This is a genomic window from Methylobacterium sp. CM6257 (assembly GCF_054611515.1).
Window position 1 is genome coordinate 3,527,272 of record NZ_CM137735.1, and the last position, 16,971, is coordinate 3,544,242.

Below are 16,971 nucleotides of genomic sequence, written 5' to 3' on the forward strand. Positions count from 1 at the left end.
TTTGCTGCGCTGGAAAGATGAAGCCGCGCAGGCCCGAGGTGGTGCACGTTGAGACCAGCCCGCCAGGGCACCTTGACCGCTCGTGGCTCGGGTCGTCGTTGGCCCGATGGCTGGCGCTTGCCAACTTCCTCACCATCGCCGGCCTGATCAGCGTGGCCGCGCTTCTGCTCTGGCAGATGCGCACGGACGCCGAGCGTCGTAGCCAGCTGACCGCAAGCAGCCTCGTGCAGGTGCTCGGCCGCGATATCGCCCGCAACGTCGAACTCTACGACCTGTCGCTGCAGGGCGTCGTCGAGAGCTTCGGTCGAACCGATGTCGCACAAGCCTCGCCCGAGCTGCGCCAACTGATCTTATTTGATCGTGCCGCCTCGGCACCGGGCTTTGCGTTCCTGCTGCTGCTCAACACACACGGCGTCGTCGTCGCCGGCTCGGATCGTTTGGTGCCGAAGGGGCTCGACCGGTCTGAGACCGAGTATTTCCGCCATTTCCTCGCCCATCCTGATGATGACGGTCTGCACATTAGCCCGCCCGCCGTCTCGCGGGTGAGCGGCCAGCATATGATCATGCTCTCCCGGCGCCTGCTGAACTCGGGCGGCTCCTTTGCCGGCGTCGTCGTCGGCGGTATCAAGATCGACTACCTGCGCCGCTTGTTCGCCTCGGTCGACGCCGAGCATGCCGGAACCGTGACGCTCTACGGACCGGAGGGCATCGTCCTGATGCGCGAGCCCTTCGATCAGAGCGCAATCGGCACGAGTGTGGCTGATACTCCGAGCTACCGCCGCATGATCGCAGTGCGAGAGGGCAGCTTCGTCGGGCCGGCGATGCTCGGGAATGGCGAGCGTCACTTCACTTTCGCACGCCTCGGCTTGGAGCCCCTCACCCTCAGCATCGCCGTCGAACCGTCCGCGATCTACGCCGAATGGTGGCAGAAAGCCCTCGGCCTTGGAATGGTGCTGCTCAGCTTGTGCGGTGTCACCGTCGGCCTGACATGGCTTCTTCGCCGCGAGTTGAGCCGTCGTGAACTGGCCGAGACGAGGCTGGTCGCTGCCAATGCTCATCTCGCGGCGCAGGCGACCACCGATGCGCTGACCGGCCTCGGCAACCGACGGCGCTTCGACGAGGTGCTAGCACAGGAATGGGACCGTGCAGTGCGGGGCCGGCGGCCGCTGTCGCTGATCCTGATCGATGCGGATTGCTTCAAGGGTTTCAACGACACTTACGGCCATCAGCGCGGCGACGAGGCACTTCGGCTGATCGCCGGCTCGATCCGGGCGGCCGCCAACCGCTCCAGTGACATGGCCTGTCGCATCGGCGGCGAGGAGTTCGCAGTCATCCTGCCCGAGATTGACTTGGTGGGCGCCATAGTCGTGGCCGAGCGGATCCGAATGGCGGTGGTGGGTTGGAGGATGCCTCACGCAGCAGGCCCGCACGCGGTGCTGACGGTGAGTTGCGGTGTAGCCAGTGTTCCTGAGGTCTTGGCGCACAACGCATCAGCACTCATCGCGGAGACGGATGCGGCGCTGTACGCGGCCAAAGGAGCAGGCCGGAACCAAGTTCGTGCCGCTGAACGGAGCAAGAAAACCCTGCGTCTCGTGAGCTGATCAAGCCGCCTGAAGGGTGATGTAGCGCTGTTCTCGCTCAGCGGTTCACCTCTACCCTGCGCACTCCCCCTAATGGGCACGTGATCTGGTCGCTGCGCTTGGGCGATGTCTGGCTGTAGCGACCCATGTCGGATCTGCTGCGCCCGATGGGGGTTGGCGGCCTATAGACCTCAGGAGGCTCGCCCATGCCACGGATGTTCGATTGGATCTTCTTCGCCATCGTGCTCCCGTTCCCCGCCTTCCTGCTCTGGGACTTTTACCGCAATCGCGACACATCCCGACGCGTCCAGCAACTCTAATCGTCCACTGCCGAGAGCGTGCCTCAAGCTTGATCGCTGTGGCCCGCTGAGGCGGGGCTAACGCCAGAACGAGAAGGCCCGCCCCGGTGTAGACGGAGCGGGCCCACAGCGACTGCAACAGCGAGGCCGCACCGGTGTACCGGGTCGATGCTGCTCTGCCGGCGCTCGGGGGTCGCGCTCCCGTCGCTGCCGGGAGCCTGCTGCGGCATGGTTACCAGAACGTGAACCCTGTCCATGTTCTTTTTCTGTTCTAAATTTCTCGCCGGATTGTCGGGGCGGGCAGACGATGGCACGTAGCGGCTTGTTCGTCAGGGCCGAGGAGGTTGCATCCCTTGACGACGCTGCCCGGTGGCCCTGGCGGTGTATCGATGTGCTGTCTTGGACTACGCCGCCGTCAGGCCACCTTCGGCACCGATTGCGGGCCCTGTATCGCTCGCCGGCTCGCCTCGACCTGTGACCACTGGCGCAGCAAGGCTTCGACGACCTGCGGATCGAACTGAGCGCCTGCACGCTCAGCAAGGTAGGCCCGCGCCTCCTCCGACGACCAAGCGCGCTTGTAGGGCCGCTCCGTTGTGAGCGCGTCGAAGACATCGGCCACCGCGACGATGCGGCCAGCCAGCGGGATCGCCTCACCCTTCAGCGCGTGCGGGTAACCACTCCCATCCCAGCACTCGTGGTGGCTTACCGCGATCTCGGCAGCCAGACGCATGACCACAGAGGTGCTGCCGCCCAGGATGCGCCCGCCGCGCTCGGTATGCCGCTCCATCTCTCGCAGCTCCTCGGGCGTGAGCGGCCCCGGCTTGAGCAGAATGGAATCGGGCACCGCGATCTTGCCGACGTCGTGCATGGTCGCTGCAAGGCTCAGGAGGCGGCATTCGGTTGCCGGTAGTCCGAGAGCTTCCGCGATCAGACCGGTGTAGGCCGAGACACGGGCGATGTGGTTACCGGTGTTCGTGTCTCGGTCCTCGGCAGCTCGCATCAAGGTGGAGACGATCTCGCGCTCACGCTCCTCAACCAAGGCCACTGCCGCAGCGACCTCGCGAGCGAGGTGCGCGGCGTGATCGCGCTGGACCTTGTGGGCCCGCGCCAGGGCCAGCAGGTTCGACACCCGGGCACGGATCTCCACGGGGTCGGCGGGCTTGCTGAGGAAGTCGGTCGCGCCGGCCACCAACGCCTGCTGCCGCACGGACCGTGCGTCGTAGCTCGTCACCATGATGATGGGCAGGCTCGCGAGGTCCGGATTACGGCGCAGCGCGTGAATGACCTCGACGCCGTTCATGCCCGGCATTTCATAGTCGGTGATGAATACACCGATCTCGTCCGCATGAGCGGCGGCGAAGGCGAGCGCCTCGGCCGGCACTGTGAAGGCGTGGGCGGCGCAGCCGGCGATAGGCTGCAGGGCGGCGACCATCACCAGATTGTTCAACTCGCCGTCGTCGAGCACGACGGCGCGCAGATCGTGTCCGTCCTGCATCTGCTCCTCCACGCGCGTGATGGTCTCGCCGGTGCGGCAGGCGACCGCGTGCGAGCTGCAGCTTTGGCGAGCGTTACGACCGAGCCGCGAGGCGCTGGGGCATGGGGGAGTTCGGCACGGCGGTGCTCAGCTCGAAGGGCAGACCGCCCATCTGGCTGTATACATCCTCGACCGTGAAGACGCCGCGCTGCGCCAGCGACAACTCAGCGTCAGCCGTGGCGCCGAACATCCCGAAGAGAGCGGCGGCGATCACGGCAAATTTGAACTTAGGCATACTCACCTCCCGTTTTGTCGAGGATTAGTATGCCCGGTGCGGGTAAACGAGACCGTACGGAGCCGCTCAAATCTGATTAGGATCCGGCCCGGCTACCGATTATCGAAAGCGCGGTAAAAATACGGCGATCAACAGTAGTAAATACATCGGTAAACAGCCTTGGCACTCGCATTCGTTTAGGAATATGGCCCGCCGAATAGATCTCCGAGCGCCTTGCGTCGGAACAGCGTCGCCCACCGCCGTTTCCGGTGCTCGGGCCGGTCGTGGATAATATGGCATCGCTGGCAGAAGGCCGCGAGGTTGGCGTCCGCGTTGTTCGAGGTGTCGTGATCCCGATGGGCCGCGGCGAGGATGACCCGGGTCCGACGGGCGAGGCCAAGGATGTCAGTCTCCGAAGCAATCCGGATCCGCCTGCCCCAGCCGTCGCGCCAGCGGCCAGCGTCCAACCAGCGGCCATCGTCGAGGTGGTAGACCAATTGCCCATGCGGCCGCTCGCAGCCGTCACAGCGGCCCTTAGCCCGGCCGAACCGGATCACGCCCGAGAGCTGCGGCCAGTCGATGGGGTAGAAGAAACGGTGCTCGGGCCGGATCGGCATGGTGGTAGCACTGTGCCACTCGCCGTGAAGAAAGCGTAGCAGTTCCGGCTAGATCCGCATCCACGGCGCCGATTGCAGCGTCCCTCGGTTTCTAGATCGCGCTCGGATCGCGTCCCATCACCAGGGTTTGGGATGAACCCCTCTTCCGCTTGCACCAGAGGTCTGGCACACCCCGCTGACTGCCTGGGCTGCCCCGATGTTACCGGATCGGCACAAGCTCAGGTCCTCGTGACCCCATATCCTCTGACCGCCCCCGTGGCGCTGCAGTGAAGTGGGCTGGCGATGCGGAGGCGCGCGGTGCTCACGTTCTACTTCAACCTGTCACCGAACCCGACCAAGGTCGCGCTCCTGCTGGAGGAGCTTGGCCTGGACTATCGGCCCATGCCGGTGGACACCCGCCGCGGCCAGCAGTTCGAGCCAGCATTTCTTGCCGTGAACCCCAACGGGAAAGTGCCCGCAATTGTCGACGGCGACGTCACCGTCTTCGACAGCAACGCGATCCTGCTCTACCTCGCCGAAAAGGCCGGACGCTTTCTGCCCGCAGATGCCGCCGAACGGGGACCGCTCCTGTCGTGGCTGATGTTCGTGGCCACAGGGATCGGGCCATTCTCCGGGCAGGCTGTGCACTTCCGGCACTTCGCACCCGAGCCGGTACCCTACGCCCGTGAGCGCTACGCCTACGAGGCACGTCGCCACTACGGCGTGCTGGAAAGCCACCTGTCCGGCCGCCAGTACATGGTTGGCGACACCTACACCATCGTCGACATGGGCGTGTGGGGCTGGGCGCGGATGCTGCCGTTCGTGCTCGGAGACGACGCTTGGGACAAGCTGCCCAACGTGAAGCGCCTCCACGACGAGATCGCCGCGCGACCTGCCGCTCAGAGGGCTCTCAGCCTGAAGGATCGTTTCAGCTTCAAGGCTGAGATGGACGATGAGGCGCGCGCTCACATGTTCAAGCACCTCGCCCCAGCGACCTAAGGCAGGCCAGTGCGCGCCGCTGCTGCGCGAGCTGGCCTCCGGATCAATCGTGGACCCCGGCGCTTGAGGGTAGCGGGCGAGTTCGGCGCCCGCTCGGATCCGGTGCACAGGGGCGGGGATGAGCGATGACGTGACCGCCTTGCTCGTCGCTCTGGCCCGGGAGAACATCGAGCTGCGCGAGCAGCTAGCAGCCGCCCAGGACATGCTGGTCGAGACCGCAATCGACGCTGGAAACCTGTACGCCCGCATTGAGGCGGTGCAGATCGAGTGTGATGCGTGGCGGGCCGAGGCAGAGCGGTTGGGGACCCGAGGCCGCGCCGTGGGCTGAACTAACCGGACAAGCCGGGGCTCAGCGATACCAGCGGTGATAGCGTCGGCGATGGTAGCGGCGGCCCCGCAGCCCTCACGCCTCAGCCCTCGTCGAAGAAGTCGACGCTGCCATCGCGGAGGTCATAGCGGGCGCCGACGATCTTCAGCTGGCCGGCCTTCAGCGGCTCCGTGAACAAAGCTTCCGAGGTGCGGAGCCGATTGACGGTACGGCGGACGTTCTCACGTACTGCGTTGTCGAGCAGATCGCCCGGTTGGCCCTGTACCTTCAGCACCGCCGGCACGATTGGCTCGACCATCTGGCCGATGCTGCCGGGGAAGGTGGCGTTCTCCTTCACCACGCTGACGGCCGCCTGCACCGCCCCGCACTTCTCGTGGCCAAGCACCACGATCAGCGGCACACCCAGCTCCACCACCGCATACTGGATCGAGCCCATCGCGGTGGTGTCGACCGTGTTGCCGGCATTGCGCACGATGAACAGCTCGCCCAGGCCGCGGCCGAACAGCAGCTCCGGCGACACCCGACTGTCGGAGCAGCCCACCAGCACACAGAACGGCGTCTGACCGCGCGCGATCTCAATGCGCCGGTCGCGGTCCGTGCTCTCGCGCCGGAAGGGCGCGTCGGTGATGAAGGACTGATTGCCCTCCTTCAACCGAGCGAGCGCCTGTTCGGGGGATAAGTCCGTGTGCTTGCCAGCGGCCGCCCATCCTGGGGTCATGCCTATGCTCATGCCTGTCAGGTCAGCAACTGACGCGCAGCAAGCGCAGGTGACGAAGCGCCGACGGCTGAGCTGGGTCATGTGTCTCCTCCCGAGAGGATCAGAATGCCCAAACGGGTGTGGGTCAATTCTGGTTGCGGGCCGGAGTTCAGCTCGCGTGAAGAGCTGCAGCCCGCGACCCGGCGAGGCTGATCGTGCGCATGCTGCCGACTAAGAAGCCTGCCTCCAACTATCAGGCTCTTCGCCGCCATCATTGACGTCATTGATTCCGATTATTGACCGCAGTTGTTTGAACGATGCTGCGGTGCAGCACACATAGACCATCGACGCTGGGGTCAAATCCCGAAACGCATGAGAGATCAACACCATGACCATTCGCACCATCGTTCTCGCCGCCCTCGCCGCCCTGCCGATGATCGGCACTGCGATGGCTGACGAGCGCATCAACGTATTCCCGCCGATCTATCGTGCGCAGGCTCACGCCACCGCTGCCGTGCATCCCGCCTCCGAGCTGGTGACCACGCCACGCCTCGTCCCGGCGGCCGAGCGGCCTCAGGACGTCGCCAAGGTCGCCGAGCCCGAGGTCACCGGATCGCTCGCCCGCTAATGGAGCTAACGAACTTCTGCCGAGCCGACCTAGGCTCGGCAGAGAAACAGATCGAGCGCGCTCATCGTCGTACCGCGGCCAATCGGGCGTAATACGGGGTGACCGACGCCCGATCCTTAGAGATGCGTCGGCTGACGAACGTAAAAACTTGAGCTATGCTCCGGAATTTAGCGCAAACCACTTGACTCTAGGAACAAATTGTCTCGTTCGTGTGCTCACCTCGTAAAGGAGCGTTACATGGACGAAAACACCGTAACCCCGACAAACAATCGTACGGAACTGGCCACGAGTATCGTGGCGGCCTACGTGGCGAACAACAGCGTTCCGAGTGCCGAGCTGCCGGCCTTGATCTCCAGCATCTACTCCGCGCTAAACCGCCTCGGCCAGGGTAACGCATCCGAAGCCCCAGCCGTCGAGAAACTCACGCCAGCTCAGATCCGGAAGTCGATCAGGCCCGACGCGCTGATCTCCTTCATCGACGGCAGGCCATACAAGACGCTCAAGCGGCACTTGAGCACGCATGGTCTGACCTTCCAAGAGTACCGTGAGCGCTACGACCTGCCTCGGGATTACCCGTCGGTCGCTGCCAGCTACTCCGAGCAGCGCTCAGCGCTGGCCAAGAGCCTCGGGCTCGGCCAGCAGCGTCAGAAGGCGGCAGCCAAGGCGGCGACCACGGTCGAGACCGTCACAGAGGCCCCGAAGACCAGAGGCCGTAACAAGACTGCTGAGCCTGCCGCGAAGCCCGCCAAGGCACGCAAGCCGAGAAAGACGATGACCGCAGCTGCTGAGTGAGCTGGCATTCGTGAGAACGCGGAGGCCCGAGCCTTGTCGGGGCCTCCGCGTTGCGCAGCTACCGGGTCTCGGAGATTGCCTTTCGGATCAGGCCGCTCCGGTGATCTGCAGGATGGTGCTCTCCTGAGCGCCCTCCAGTTCGCAGGCAACCCTCAGGCAGAGCCCGAGCAGCAAGGCCGCGGCAGGACGGCCAAAAATGCGGCTCAGAGGAAAGAGAAGCACGTTCTCGTCCGCAGATTGTTCCTCAGATGAGAGAAGCTCCGGCGCCACAGTTTCGGCATTCCGCTCTTGAGACAGTGTCATTGCTAAGCGCTGCTTCAGACGATCTCGGTAGCCACGACGTGAAAGCCATGCTGGAAGCTTCGTAGCCCTAGGCATTACAAGCTCTCATGTAATTAAAAGCACATCGTGTCGCCGCGGCCGCTCGCCGGAGACAGAGTTATAAATGGTGGCGATGTACATCAGCATGCCTCCCATCCTTCAACATTGCTCAAGCGAGCGCGCATAGACGTTGTAAAATTTTCCATTCGAAATCTTGGTTCCATTGGGTCGCGTAAATCAAATAAAGATTTGTCACTCGTGCGAAACATATTACATCGCGGATTGGCGGATCTGATGTTCAAGGCCGCCGAAGCTTGAGTATTTCGCCTTCATACGTTGCCAACGCTCGATCGACTTTGTCGCTGAGCTGCGATCTGACGAACGGCCGCTCATTCGTGCGCCGGGAACAACGGTGCACCCCTCGCTCATTTCACGGCTATCCCTTCGGGAAGCCTGCGGTCCCCGGGTGGATGAACAATATCAAACGCCGTGGAGTTACACGCGCGGCCGATCATAACGATAAGTCGGAGGAAAACGCCATGTCGATAAAGACAATCGCTCGCGCTGCCGCACTCTCTCTCACCATGGCAGGGGCAGCTCTCGCCCAGACCCCCGGCGGTGGCGGCAGCGCACAAGGCAACATGAACAACCCTGGCAGCGTGAAAAGCAATTCCGAGAAAGCCATGGGTGGCCAGACCGGTTTGATGGGCAGGCGGCATGCTACTCGGCACCATCGCCGGTCCCGGCGCCATCACGGGCGGCACTCCCGCATGTAGCAGCGCGTATGCCGACCCTGCAGCAGTCGGTCGGAAGGCTCAGTCCCGCGGCTGTCGAGCTGCGGGGCTCTTTCGATACGCATCAGCCATCCTCCGCACCGACGGCCATCTCGACCTCCGCGATCACGTCCTACAGGTCTGCAATTTTGTGTGTCGAATAGGAACGCTAAGTGGCACGATCAATTGGACAAAAAGACCAAAAAATCAGCATTACAGTGATAATGGCATTGCTGCTGTTTGTCGCTGGAATTGGGATATTTGCATTCTACCAAGATCGGGGCGTGGTCGATCCGGCAAGCGAGCAGACTAGGGTTAAAGACGTACCACCGCAGGGCACAACATCGACACCTGCGCCGGCCAGTACGCCTTCGAAGTAGGAGCCAGCCCGCGCGAGCTGCTGCCGTCCGGCAATCTGGAGAGAAGAAGCGGTGCTCGCGCCGGATCGGCATGCTGATGGTCGCGTGGCTCAGCCGCTCTTCGCCGCGAACTTCCAGACCGGCACGCCCCATTGCTGGCCCGGTCCGTTCCGATAGGCTGAGGTTCGCTCGAACAGGATCCGGTTGGCCTCGACGCTGCGCACCGGCTCGGCACCGATCATCAGCGCGCCGCAATAGTCCACCCGGATCGTGCCGTGCTGCGGGTGGACGCCGAACAGCTGCGGCGCTGTCCAGCCGAGCCGGTACGCCTCGGCACCGAACTGGTCGCAGAAGCCCAGCGCGCTCTCACGGATCCCGGTCCACTTGGTCGGCGCGAGATGCCGGCAGGGCGAGGCGTGCGGGGACAGGCGCTCGATCTGGTCGCGCCAGGAGGCGACGGCGGGCGGGAGGTGGGACATGCCGGTGGCCGTACGGCCGAACGGTTGCCGAAACGGAAATGCCCTATCGGCGTTCCCCGGCGATCCTGCTGGCGCCTCCGGCGAAGGGAAAGGCTGTGACCGATCCCGCAAACAGCAACGTCAAGGGTGAGGTGCAGTACATGATGGACCGCCTCGACGGGTTCGCGCGCAACCTCGGCCTAACTCGGACGGCGACCCGGCAGATTGTCGAGAAGGTCCTCGCCGACATGCCGACCCGCACGACCCAAGAGCGCTTGACGGAGGCGCGCGCTCGGATGGTCGGGGCCTCGGCCTAACGGTTGGCGGACCGCCGTGCGGACAGTGCGGACATGCGGACACCTTTTGAAGCCGCTCACCTGGAGAGGTGTTGCGCTCGCGCGGCCCCGCATGGCCCTCCCCGTCTGAAGGGGACCCGTGGCGTATGGGGAGCCTGGAGTGCCCATGGGGTGCCCCTGAGATCGCCACAACGCCCCGCTGACGCCCGCGGGCAGATCAGGCGGGCTTGAGGCCCGCCGCCCGCCCTCGCCTGCCGTGAGCTTAGCTATACAACGGACGGGCGGACGGGATGGGCGGCGGCATGGGTCCCTATAACGCCACCCCAAGGACGCAGGGCCGCGCGATTTCGGGGCTCGCCTAGGTGCAGCATCGGAAAAGCATGCAACTGCGCAACCGCGCAACGATGGGGCGCGCGCAAATAGCCCGCCCGGCCGATCCGGGCGGGCCAAGTAGCAATCAGGTCGGATAAGCCCCACCGGGGGTGGGACGAGGCGATACCTAGGTAGTTACGGTCGACTACCAGACGGTGCGACGGCGTGCCGTAGGCTGCCTCGCCCGGATCGAAGAAAGCCCGCCGCGGCGAACCGGGCGGGCTTCTTCAGATCCGACTGTCGGAGGGAGGGTGACTCCGGATCCGAGCGGATGATGCCGCGCATCGGTTAAAGAAATGCCCACCGCGGCGAACCGGGCGGGCTGAAGGTGGTCTCGTCTGAGAGGAGATACACCGGTAGACCCGCCTGCAGTCGAACGGTTCCCGGAGGGGCACGAGCCTTCCCCGCCCGTACGTTCCGCTGTAGCTCAGCCGTATGTGCGATCTCGGCTTGCAGCTCCCGCTCCGCATCGTCGTGATGGACGAGTCCGTGAAGGTGGTCGACGCAGGCGGCCGTGTCGCCGCCTACGTTAACACGGCGGCTGAGCGCGAGCGGCGGCTCCAGACCAAGCGCCTGTCGCCCGAGGAGGGCGTCGCGACGGCCAAGGTCATCGCGCGGGCCCTGACCGTCGAGCTGGAGCGGCGCGGCGCCGGGGTAGCCGGGGACTCTGACAATCTCCTGCTCGCAGTGGATGCGGCGACCGAGGCGTGACGGGTGCGCACGAAGAAGCCCGCCGCGGTTGGGCCGGGCGGGCTGAAGAGGTTTCTCCGGACTGACGATAGGTAGACCCGCCCGAAGCCGGATGGCTCCCGAGAGGGGCGGCTGTTTGCTGCTAAAGCGCCATCAGCGTCAGCACGGTCGTCACTACAGCCATTGAGGCGATGGTCGAGAACGCAGAAATCACGAGCCATTCCATTGTCGTTCCTCCTAGCAGCATTGTTTTCACCGACTGGAGGTAAGCTGTCACGACTCACTGCTGGCAGAGGTGCTCCGGCACACGCGCCTTGATGCAGCTCAGCTAACGGCAAAGATGCATTTGACAGCAAGAAGCGGGATAGTTCTGCGATGTTTTCTGTACGAAAGCGGACGGGAACATGGTGTGATCTGCCAGATTTGACCGATTATCTGGCTAGAAGGAGGAGCGCACCAAATTTCCTACTACAACGCGGGGCTGCCCTCATGTTGCCCATGGGGGCGGCCCGTTCGCGTGCTTAGCGCCCCGGAGACATGCGCACGTTCCTCGTCACCTTTCACAAGGTCGTTCCAGATGGTCGCGGCCACGACCACTACGTCCTGCAGCGGCAGGTCGTCGTGTCCGCCTTCTCCGAGGAAGCTGCAGTTGATGCCGCGAAGGCGGTGTTCTGCGAGGCCGCCAGCATCAGCGATTGGCGGCTGCGATCCGACACTGCGAGGCCGTTGGGCTGGCCGATCTCGCCGCCTGAGGGCGTAAAGAAGGCCGCCTGGCGACCCGGGCTGCCGCGCGGACTGCGGACGCTTCGGACACCTTTTGGAGCCGTTCACCTGCGGAGGTGTTGCGATCGCGCGGCCCCGTGACCATGGGCTGGCATTCAGGGGATCCGTAGCCGGCGACCCCCGTTTGCCAACGGTTAACGAATGGTTAAGCTTCTGCGTAATTCAACTACGGGGGAGCGCTCATGATCCGGCTATTGCCAACGCACGATGGCACTTGGACTGTCTACCGAGGCTCCCTCGCAGTCATTACCGGGCTGATGCGGCTTCAGGCTAAGCGGTACGAGGCGGCTATTGCGCGCAAGAGCTGATCAGGTTGACTGAAGCCCGATCCGGATCCGCGCTCCTGGGCTCATCGTTTCTCCATAAAACCTTGGAGGAACCGCTGATGCTGAGAGGCTGCTGGCTGTACGAGACACATCAGGGGGTGTTCCGTATCGAATGGACCCGGATCGGCAAGCGGGGATGTTTCGCCGTGCTCTTCGAGCAGGATCTGCTCGGCTGCTATGAGACGGCGACCACCGCGCTGACGCGTCTGGTCCAGGGCGAGACACAGAAACCTCGCTGCGGCCTGGACATCTTGCGCCTTGGCCTACCGCCATCCCTGATCAGCTGGACCTTCTGTTCCGCTGGAGAAGAGACATCCTGGACGCGCTCAACAGCGGCCCTTTCAAGAGAGCCCACGGACGCCGAGGCCGGACCTGCCGCCTGGGATGCGGCGCATCGTCGAATAGCCGAAAAGGAAGAGCCCGCCGCAGCGAACCGGGCGGGCTGAAGGGGCGTGTCGCAAACGTTCAACGGCCGAAAAAATCTCCTCTGAACAAGGCGCTAGAATGCCTGCTCACCCACTTCGACCAGGTCGGCGAAGGGGTTTGCCGGGCCTGAGATCGTCCCATCGGACCGGGGTACGCCCGTGCCGGGAGCACAATTTTCTATGGCAAAAATTTTTGCGACATGTGTGGACGCCCCTTGAGGAGCAAGAGAAATCTTCGAGAGCGGTGTGGCACGTGGTCAGGTGCTGACATGTGTGCGGCCTGTGATGCGGCTCACACGCCGCAGGCCCGGATGGGAGTTCGCGGATCAGGTCCAATGCACGCCCACGCGCTCGAGGCGCCTGTCGCAAAGCTGGTTTTCCCGATCCCGTCTCCGTGACCCTAGCGCCATCCCTCTCCTGTGACCCTCCCACGCCTCGACAGCCTCGCGGTCGCGACGACGCCTACACCGTCGTGACCGGAGCTCGATAAACTCCGCCGCGCGCCAGCAGCGCCCAGACGATGCGGGCCATCTTGTTGGCCAAAGCCACCCGCACCAGCATCGGCGGCTTGCGGGCGAGCATGCGCCCCAGCCACGAGCCTGCCGGGACGCCCTTGCGCGCGGCCCAGCGTGCCACCGCGCTGGCACCGATGATCAGCAAGCGCCGAAGGGTACGCTCGCCCATTCTGGATGTCCGGCCGAGCCGCTCCTTGCCCCCGCTGGAGCGCTGAACCGGGGTCAGCCCGAGCCAAGCCGCGACATCGCGACCGCGCTGGAACGTCTCGGCCGGTGGGGCGAGCGCCGTGAGAGCTGCGGCTGTCACAGCCCCGATCCCCGGGACCGTCATCAGCCGACGCGCGACGGAGTTCTCTGTCGCATGCCGGGCGATCTCGCGGTCGAGCACGGCGACGCGCTCGTCCAAAGATTTGAGCTCCTCGACCAGCACGGCCAGGATCCCTCGCGCCGCTTGGGGCAGATCGGAGGCGGGATCCTCGATGGCCGCAATGAGCTTGGAGGTATGGACCGGCCCTTTGGCGGCGATCACCCCGAACTCGGCCAGGTGACCGCGGAGCGCATTGATGGTTTGCGTGCGCTGGCGAACCAGCAGGTCCCGCGTGCGGAATACAACGGCGTCGGCCTGCTGGTTCGCACTCTTGAGGGCCACAAACCGCATGGTCGGGCGCTGGGCAGCCTCACAGATCGCTTCCGCATCGGCCGTGTCATTCTTCTGCCGCTTGATGAACGGCTCACATGAGGAGTCGATGTGCAAGGGATCTCATCCGGTCATGAGTGATCTCCTGGCGTGTTCCAGATCGCAGGTCCGAGCCCGATGGGTGAAGCGGCCGCAGCGGACGCGCTCAAGCTCACATGCGGTCGCCGATCGATCTCGGCTGCACCATGATCCCGCATCCGGCGGGCCGAGCTCAGGAGGACGAGACCATTCTTAACTGCGGCGGCTGAGGCCATACCGTTCGTCGGTTCGTCCACCTGGATCCGCCAAGGCTTCTCGTGCCTCGGTGGATTGAGAGGGATTGCAGTCGCTCTCGGTCAGACGCTCTTCATCGCAGCGCCCTCGATGACCACACCTGCCGTCACATACTTCCAGAGCGCGACGAGAAGCTTGCGGGCGAGAGCCACGATGGCGATCTTTTTCATGCGCCCGCCGGTGCGCTTGACCCGGTCGTGGTACCAGCGCGACAGGGCCGAACCTGGCTGATGGCGGAGCCAGAGCCAGGCCAGTTCGACAAGTGTCGCGCGCAGGCGTGGATTGCCGGCCTTCGACACGCCTTGCTCGTGATCAATCGAGCCACTCTGCCAAGGCGTTGGCGCCAAGCCCGCGTAGGCGGCAAGCTGGCGACGATTCTCAAAGCGCCGGAACAACCCTTCAGACCAGAGCACACCGGCAAAGCCGGGACCGACACCTTTCAAGTCGAGAAGCATGGCCGCTGCCGCACGCTGTGGTGTGGCCGCACGCTCGGCCGCCACGAGTGCGTCGCGCGCGGCGCGCACGTCATCGATCTGCTCGATCAGCAGCTCGATAAGACCGAGTTCGCGTTCGATCATCGCCTTGAGGTACCGCGGGAGCGGCCGGCCATCGCCGGTCCGCAACGCCTCAAGCCGTTCGCGCCTGTCCGACCGACGGGGATCGTAGTCGGTGATACCCTGCGCAAACAGCACGCCTCGGAGCCGGTTGACGTGCCGGACACGCTCGCTGATGAGCGTTCGAAGTTCGCGGCACAGCCGGCGGCGATCCTCCTCCTCAGGCGTGGGCGCCCGGACCATCGCGCACACGCGCGGCTCTCCGCGCTTGTAGGCCAGCAGCGTACGGACCAGGGCTTCGCCATCGATCCGGTCGGTCTTGGCCCGTCGCCTGCGCCTTGAGGTGGCGACGGAGGCGGCGTCAACAACGTGGCTCTCGATGCCCTTGCCCTCGAGCACGCGGTGCAGCCAGAAGCCGTCGAGCCCGGCCTCCTGGATCACCACGACGGGGAACAGCTTGCCGGTGCGCGCCCGAGCTCGCGCCCGTAGGTCAGCCAGTCGGCTGAGCAGGCCCGCGGCATCACCACCGCGCACCACGTGCCGGGACATCTTCTGGCCGGCTCCAGGAGAGAGCGACGTCACCAACCACGTTGCGCGGCTGAGTTCGAGCGAGACGAAGATCGCCGCGAGATCGACCCGGATAGGCTCGGGCGCACCGCCAACATCAGGAGAAAGGCTCACGTTCACCTCCATGAAGAGCGTCAGGCCGTCCATCCTGCTGAAGCGCCGCCTGATCGCCACCTCCTCATGGGATCTTCACGTACGCCGGCGCGATCAGCTTCACCCCGTGGCCGAGCTTGGCAATCTCGCGTCCCCAAAAGTGAGCGCTGCCACACGCTTCCAGGGCCACCGTGCAAGGCGGGAGGGTTGCCAGGAAGGCGAGAACCTGGCCACGGCGCAGCTTCTTGCGAAAGACCACGGCGCCTGCGCTGTCAGCCCCATGGAGCTGAAAGATGTGCTTGGCGAGGTCGAGGCCGACGGTGCTCACCTGGTTCATGGGCGCCTCCTGGAGTGGGCTCTAACACCACCACTCTGGCACGCTGATGCCGCCGGGGGCGTCCACACCATCACGCCCCGCCGGCGTGCACCTGCAGCGCTTCCACGATCCCGGCGACGTCGAGCGCAGATAGACTGCCGCCGCACCAGGCGACCGACTTCAGGCTCTCGGCCAGCCCGCAGGTGAGGAACGCCTGCCGCTCAATCGCGGTCCAATATTCCGCGAAGAGGACAACCGAGTTAGAATTCGCCTCAGCCATGGCGCGTCTCCGATCGCGTCACTGGTCAGGCCGCCACGATGCCACGCGGCTGATCTTCATCGCCAGGATCGCGTCAGACTTGCTCGAGGGTCCGCACCGATGACCTCCCCCGCCGTTGTCCCCATCGCCGCCGGAGAAACGCCTACAGAGCCCGGTTGGTATGTAGCGAAGCCTGCCGCATGCGCGGAAGGCGATCTGCCCGAGATTGTTCAGGTCGAGAAAGATGGGCGCGGCGAGCTGGCGGTGAACATCGTCGGCTCCGAGGGCTGTCTCCCGTTGTGGGATTACAGCTTCATTGCGCGCATTTACCCTGAGCTGATTGGAGAAAGCCAAGCTTGATCAGTTCGCGGAGCTTTGCTGCGTCGAACCTGGATTGGGCCAGCGGCTCCTGTGAACCTGATCATCTCGCGCGACGTTGCTCCTATAGGATCGCCTATGGGGTCCGATATGCCGCGCGACGTCCAAGAACTGGTGCGCGCCCTCTACTGCCGGATCGCCACGCACGAGGATCTAGCGGCGCGGGGTGCGCGCAAGGCCGAGACTTTCGAGCAAGACGGGCGCTACGGCGAGGCCGAGCTGTTGCGGATCCTCGCACGGGATCACCGCATTCGCGCGATGGAAGTGCGTGCGCACATCGGACTGATCGAGATGCGTCTTGCTCCTGACGGAGACCGAGATTGACCGGCGACCGTCACAAGAAAGCCCGCCCGGATCGGCCGGGCGGGCACCGCGCATCTCATTTCTCATCAGGGTCGCCATATCGACGCGGAAGGCGGCGGAACGGTTCCCGGAGGGGCGTGGGGCACTTCCCTACCCTCACGTCCAGCTGTAGCCAGATGTATGTCTGACCTCGACCTCCAGCTCCCGCTCCGCATTTTCGTCCTGGAGGGGGCTGTGAAGGTGATCGACGCGGGCGGCCGGGTCGCGGCGCACGTCTACACCTGTATCGATCGCGAGCGGCGCTTGCAGACCAAGCGCCTGTCGCCCGACGAAGGTGTCACGACGGCCAGGGTCATCGCGCGTGCCCTGACGGTCGAGTTGGAGCGGCGTGGGGCCGGGGTAGCCGGCGACGCTGCCGATCTCCTGGACGCGGTGGACGCGGCGAACGACGTGTGACGGGCGCGCACGAAAAAGCCCGCTGCGGCGGACCGGGCGGGCTGAAGGTGGAGTAATCCCGTGAATGCCACGTAGACCCGCCTGCGGACG

General features: G+C 64.7%; 19 protein-coding genes and 2 pseudogenes. 11 read left to right on the forward strand and 10 right to left on the reverse strand.

From position 1 onward, the window contains the following. Window positions 1–17: 17 nt before the first annotated feature. Entirely contained in the window at window positions 18–1,601 is a 1,584-nt protein-coding gene (locus ACYCO6_RS17270) for a GGDEF domain-containing protein (RefSeq protein ID WP_459773189.1), read from the forward strand. A gap of 693 nt (window positions 1,602–2,294) precedes the next feature. Here the strand turns inward: ACYCO6_RS17270 and ACYCO6_RS17275 are convergent. The 3 genes from ACYCO6_RS17275 to ACYCO6_RS17285 form a co-directional block, all read right to left on the reverse strand. After that, window positions 2,295–3,374 carry an HD-GYP domain-containing protein gene (locus tag ACYCO6_RS17275; RefSeq protein WP_459773191.1) on the reverse strand — a complete coding sequence of 360 codons (1,080 nt, stop codon included), beginning with the start codon at window positions 3,372–3,374 and terminating at the stop codon, window positions 2,295–2,297. A gap of 73 nt (window positions 3,375–3,447) precedes the next feature. Beyond that, window positions 3,448–3,648, reverse strand: coding sequence for a hypothetical protein (locus ACYCO6_RS17280; protein WP_459773193.1), 201 nt, complete (start codon window positions 3,646–3,648; stop codon window positions 3,448–3,450). A 176-nt stretch (window positions 3,649–3,824) separates the two neighbouring features. Next, complete coding sequence (locus ACYCO6_RS17285; RefSeq protein ID WP_459773194.1) at window positions 3,825–4,244, reverse strand: hypothetical protein; 420 nt, start codon at window positions 4,242–4,244, stop codon at window positions 3,825–3,827. Between the two features lie 297 nt (window positions 4,245–4,541). Between ACYCO6_RS17285 and ACYCO6_RS17290 the strand changes: the two genes are divergently transcribed. Beyond that, window positions 4,542–5,222, forward strand: coding sequence for a glutathione S-transferase family protein (locus ACYCO6_RS17290; RefSeq protein WP_459773195.1), 681 nt, complete (start codon window positions 4,542–4,544; stop codon window positions 5,220–5,222). Between the two features lie 118 nt (window positions 5,223–5,340). After that, window positions 5,341–5,550: a hypothetical protein gene (locus ACYCO6_RS17295; protein WP_459773197.1), complete on the forward strand. Its 210-nt coding sequence runs from the start codon at window positions 5,341–5,343 to the stop codon at window positions 5,548–5,550. Window positions 5,551–5,632: 82 nt separating this feature from the next. On the opposite strand, the gene ACYCO6_RS17300 is transcribed toward ACYCO6_RS17295, so the two are convergent. Next, window positions 5,633–6,349 carry a carbonic anhydrase gene (locus ACYCO6_RS17300; RefSeq protein ID WP_459773199.1) on the reverse strand — a complete coding sequence of 239 codons (717 nt, stop codon included), beginning with the start codon at window positions 6,347–6,349 and terminating at the stop codon, window positions 5,633–5,635. Window positions 6,350–6,635: 286 nt separating this feature from the next. On the opposite strand from ACYCO6_RS17300, the gene ACYCO6_RS17305 reads away from it, so the two are divergent. Both ACYCO6_RS17305 and ACYCO6_RS17310 read left to right on the forward strand, forming a co-directional pair. Beyond that, the gene (locus tag ACYCO6_RS17305) at window positions 6,636–6,875 is read left to right on the forward strand and encodes a hypothetical protein (RefSeq protein ID WP_459773201.1); all 240 of its coding nucleotides are present in this window, start codon (window positions 6,636–6,638) and stop codon (window positions 6,873–6,875) included. Window positions 6,876–7,112: 237 nt separating this feature from the next. After that, window positions 7,113–7,667, forward strand: a complete 555-nt coding sequence (locus tag ACYCO6_RS17310) for a Ros/MucR family transcriptional regulator (RefSeq protein ID WP_459773203.1) — start codon at window positions 7,113–7,115, stop codon at window positions 7,665–7,667. Between the two features lie 87 nt (window positions 7,668–7,754). Here ACYCO6_RS17310 and ACYCO6_RS17315 read toward each other — a convergent pair whose 3' ends face one another. Together ACYCO6_RS17315 and ACYCO6_RS17320 are read right to left on the reverse strand one after the other, a co-directional pair. Then, window positions 7,755–7,889, reverse strand: coding sequence for a hypothetical protein (locus ACYCO6_RS17315; RefSeq protein ID WP_459773204.1), 135 nt, complete (start codon window positions 7,887–7,889; stop codon window positions 7,755–7,757). A 1,341-nt stretch (window positions 7,890–9,230) separates the two neighbouring features. Further along, entirely contained in the window at window positions 9,231–9,599 is a 369-nt protein-coding gene (locus tag ACYCO6_RS17320; RefSeq protein WP_459773206.1) for a hypothetical protein, read from the reverse strand. A 95-nt stretch (window positions 9,600–9,694) separates the two neighbouring features. On the opposite strand from ACYCO6_RS17320, the gene ACYCO6_RS17325 reads away from it, so the two are divergent. The 3 genes from ACYCO6_RS17325 (at window position 9,695) to ACYCO6_RS17335 (ending at window position 12,491) form a co-directional block, all read left to right on the forward strand. Continuing rightward, window positions 9,695–9,895 (forward strand): hypothetical protein, encoded by a 201-nt coding sequence (locus tag ACYCO6_RS17325; protein ID WP_459773207.1) that lies wholly within the window; start codon window positions 9,695–9,697, stop codon window positions 9,893–9,895. A gap of 801 nt (window positions 9,896–10,696) precedes the next feature. After that, the gene (locus tag ACYCO6_RS17330) at window positions 10,697–10,957 is read left to right on the forward strand and encodes a hypothetical protein (RefSeq protein ID WP_459773209.1); all 261 of its coding nucleotides are present in this window, start codon (window positions 10,697–10,699) and stop codon (window positions 10,955–10,957) included. 1,186 nt (window positions 10,958–12,143) lie between these two features. Then, window positions 12,144–12,491 (forward strand): hypothetical protein, encoded by a 348-nt coding sequence (locus tag ACYCO6_RS17335; protein ID WP_459773210.1) that lies wholly within the window; start codon window positions 12,144–12,146, stop codon window positions 12,489–12,491. Between the two features lie 441 nt (window positions 12,492–12,932). On the opposite strand, the pseudogene ACYCO6_RS17340 reads toward ACYCO6_RS17335, so the two are convergent. The 4 genes and pseudogenes from ACYCO6_RS17340 to ACYCO6_RS17355 form a co-directional block, all read right to left on the reverse strand. Then, a pseudogene (locus tag ACYCO6_RS17340) lies at window positions 12,933–13,718 on the reverse strand (IS110 family RNA-guided transposase); the annotation flags it as partial. A gap of 299 nt (window positions 13,719–14,017) precedes the next feature. After that, a complete protein-coding gene (locus tag ACYCO6_RS17345; RefSeq protein WP_459773400.1) occupies window positions 14,018–15,202 on the reverse strand; it encodes an IS110 family RNA-guided transposase in 1,185 nt (394 codons plus the stop codon). Between the two features lie 61 nt (window positions 15,203–15,263). After that, window positions 15,264–15,506: pseudogene (locus ACYCO6_RS17350) on the reverse strand (IS110 family transposase); the annotation flags it as partial. A gap of 70 nt (window positions 15,507–15,576) precedes the next feature. Next, the gene (locus ACYCO6_RS17355) at window positions 15,577–15,765 is read right to left on the reverse strand and encodes a hypothetical protein (RefSeq protein ID WP_459773211.1); all 189 of its coding nucleotides are present in this window, start codon (window positions 15,763–15,765) and stop codon (window positions 15,577–15,579) included. Between the two features lie 99 nt (window positions 15,766–15,864). Between ACYCO6_RS17355 and ACYCO6_RS17360 the strand changes: the two genes are divergently transcribed. The 3 genes from ACYCO6_RS17360 to ACYCO6_RS17370 all read left to right on the forward strand — a co-directional run bounded on the left by ACYCO6_RS17360 (window position 15,865) and on the right by ACYCO6_RS17370 (window position 16,881). After that, on the forward strand, window positions 15,865–16,104 hold the full coding sequence (locus tag ACYCO6_RS17360; protein ID WP_459773213.1) for a hypothetical protein: 240 nt from the start codon (window positions 15,865–15,867) through the stop codon (window positions 16,102–16,104). A 108-nt stretch (window positions 16,105–16,212) separates the two neighbouring features. Beyond that, window positions 16,213–16,446: a hypothetical protein gene (locus ACYCO6_RS17365; RefSeq protein WP_459773215.1), complete on the forward strand. Its 234-nt coding sequence runs from the start codon at window positions 16,213–16,215 to the stop codon at window positions 16,444–16,446. Between the two features lie 159 nt (window positions 16,447–16,605). Next, window positions 16,606–16,881 (forward strand): hypothetical protein, encoded by a 276-nt coding sequence (locus ACYCO6_RS17370; RefSeq protein ID WP_459773216.1) that lies wholly within the window; start codon window positions 16,606–16,608, stop codon window positions 16,879–16,881. The last annotated feature ends 90 nt before the right edge of the window (window positions 16,882–16,971 follow it).

Excerpts from the sequence above, each read along its gene's own strand:
- ACYCO6_RS17365 (WP_459773215.1), top strand. The coding sequence starts at position 16,213 with ATGCCGCGCGACGTCCAAGAACTGGTGCGCGCCCTCTACTGCCGGATC.
- ACYCO6_RS17270 (WP_459773189.1), top strand. The coding sequence starts at position 18 with ATGAAGCCGCGCAGGCCCGAGGTGGTGCACGTTGAGACCAGCCCGCCA.
- ACYCO6_RS17360 (WP_459773213.1), top strand. The coding sequence starts at position 15,865 with ATGACCTCCCCCGCCGTTGTCCCCATCGCCGCCGGAGAAACGCCTACA.
- ACYCO6_RS17295 (WP_459773197.1), top strand. The coding sequence starts at position 5,341 with ATGAGCGATGACGTGACCGCCTTGCTCGTCGCTCTGGCCCGGGAGAAC.
- ACYCO6_RS17305 (WP_459773201.1), top strand. The coding sequence starts at position 6,636 with ATGACCATTCGCACCATCGTTCTCGCCGCCCTCGCCGCCCTGCCGATG.
- ACYCO6_RS17370 (WP_459773216.1), top strand. The coding sequence starts at position 16,606 with ATGTCTGACCTCGACCTCCAGCTCCCGCTCCGCATTTTCGTCCTGGAG.
- ACYCO6_RS17300 (WP_459773199.1), bottom strand. The coding sequence starts at position 6,349 with ATGACCCAGCTCAGCCGTCGGCGCTTCGTCACCTGCGCTTGCTGCGCG.
- ACYCO6_RS17310 (WP_459773203.1), top strand. The coding sequence starts at position 7,113 with ATGGACGAAAACACCGTAACCCCGACAAACAATCGTACGGAACTGGCC.
- ACYCO6_RS17275 (WP_459773191.1), bottom strand. The coding sequence starts at position 3,374 with ATGCAGGACGGACACGATCTGCGCGCCGTCGTGCTCGACGACGGCGAG.
- ACYCO6_RS17345 (WP_459773400.1), bottom strand. The coding sequence starts at position 15,202 with ATGGAGGTGAACGTGAGCCTTTCTCCTGATGTTGGCGGTGCGCCCGAG.
- ACYCO6_RS17285 (WP_459773194.1), bottom strand. The coding sequence starts at position 4,244 with ATGCCGATCCGGCCCGAGCACCGTTTCTTCTACCCCATCGACTGGCCG.
- ACYCO6_RS17355 (WP_459773211.1), bottom strand. The coding sequence starts at position 15,765 with ATGGCTGAGGCGAATTCTAACTCGGTTGTCCTCTTCGCGGAATATTGG.
- ACYCO6_RS17280 (WP_459773193.1), bottom strand. The coding sequence starts at position 3,648 with ATGCCTAAGTTCAAATTTGCCGTGATCGCCGCCGCTCTCTTCGGGATG.
- ACYCO6_RS17320 (WP_459773206.1), bottom strand. The coding sequence starts at position 9,599 with ATGTCCCACCTCCCGCCCGCCGTCGCCTCCTGGCGCGACCAGATCGAG.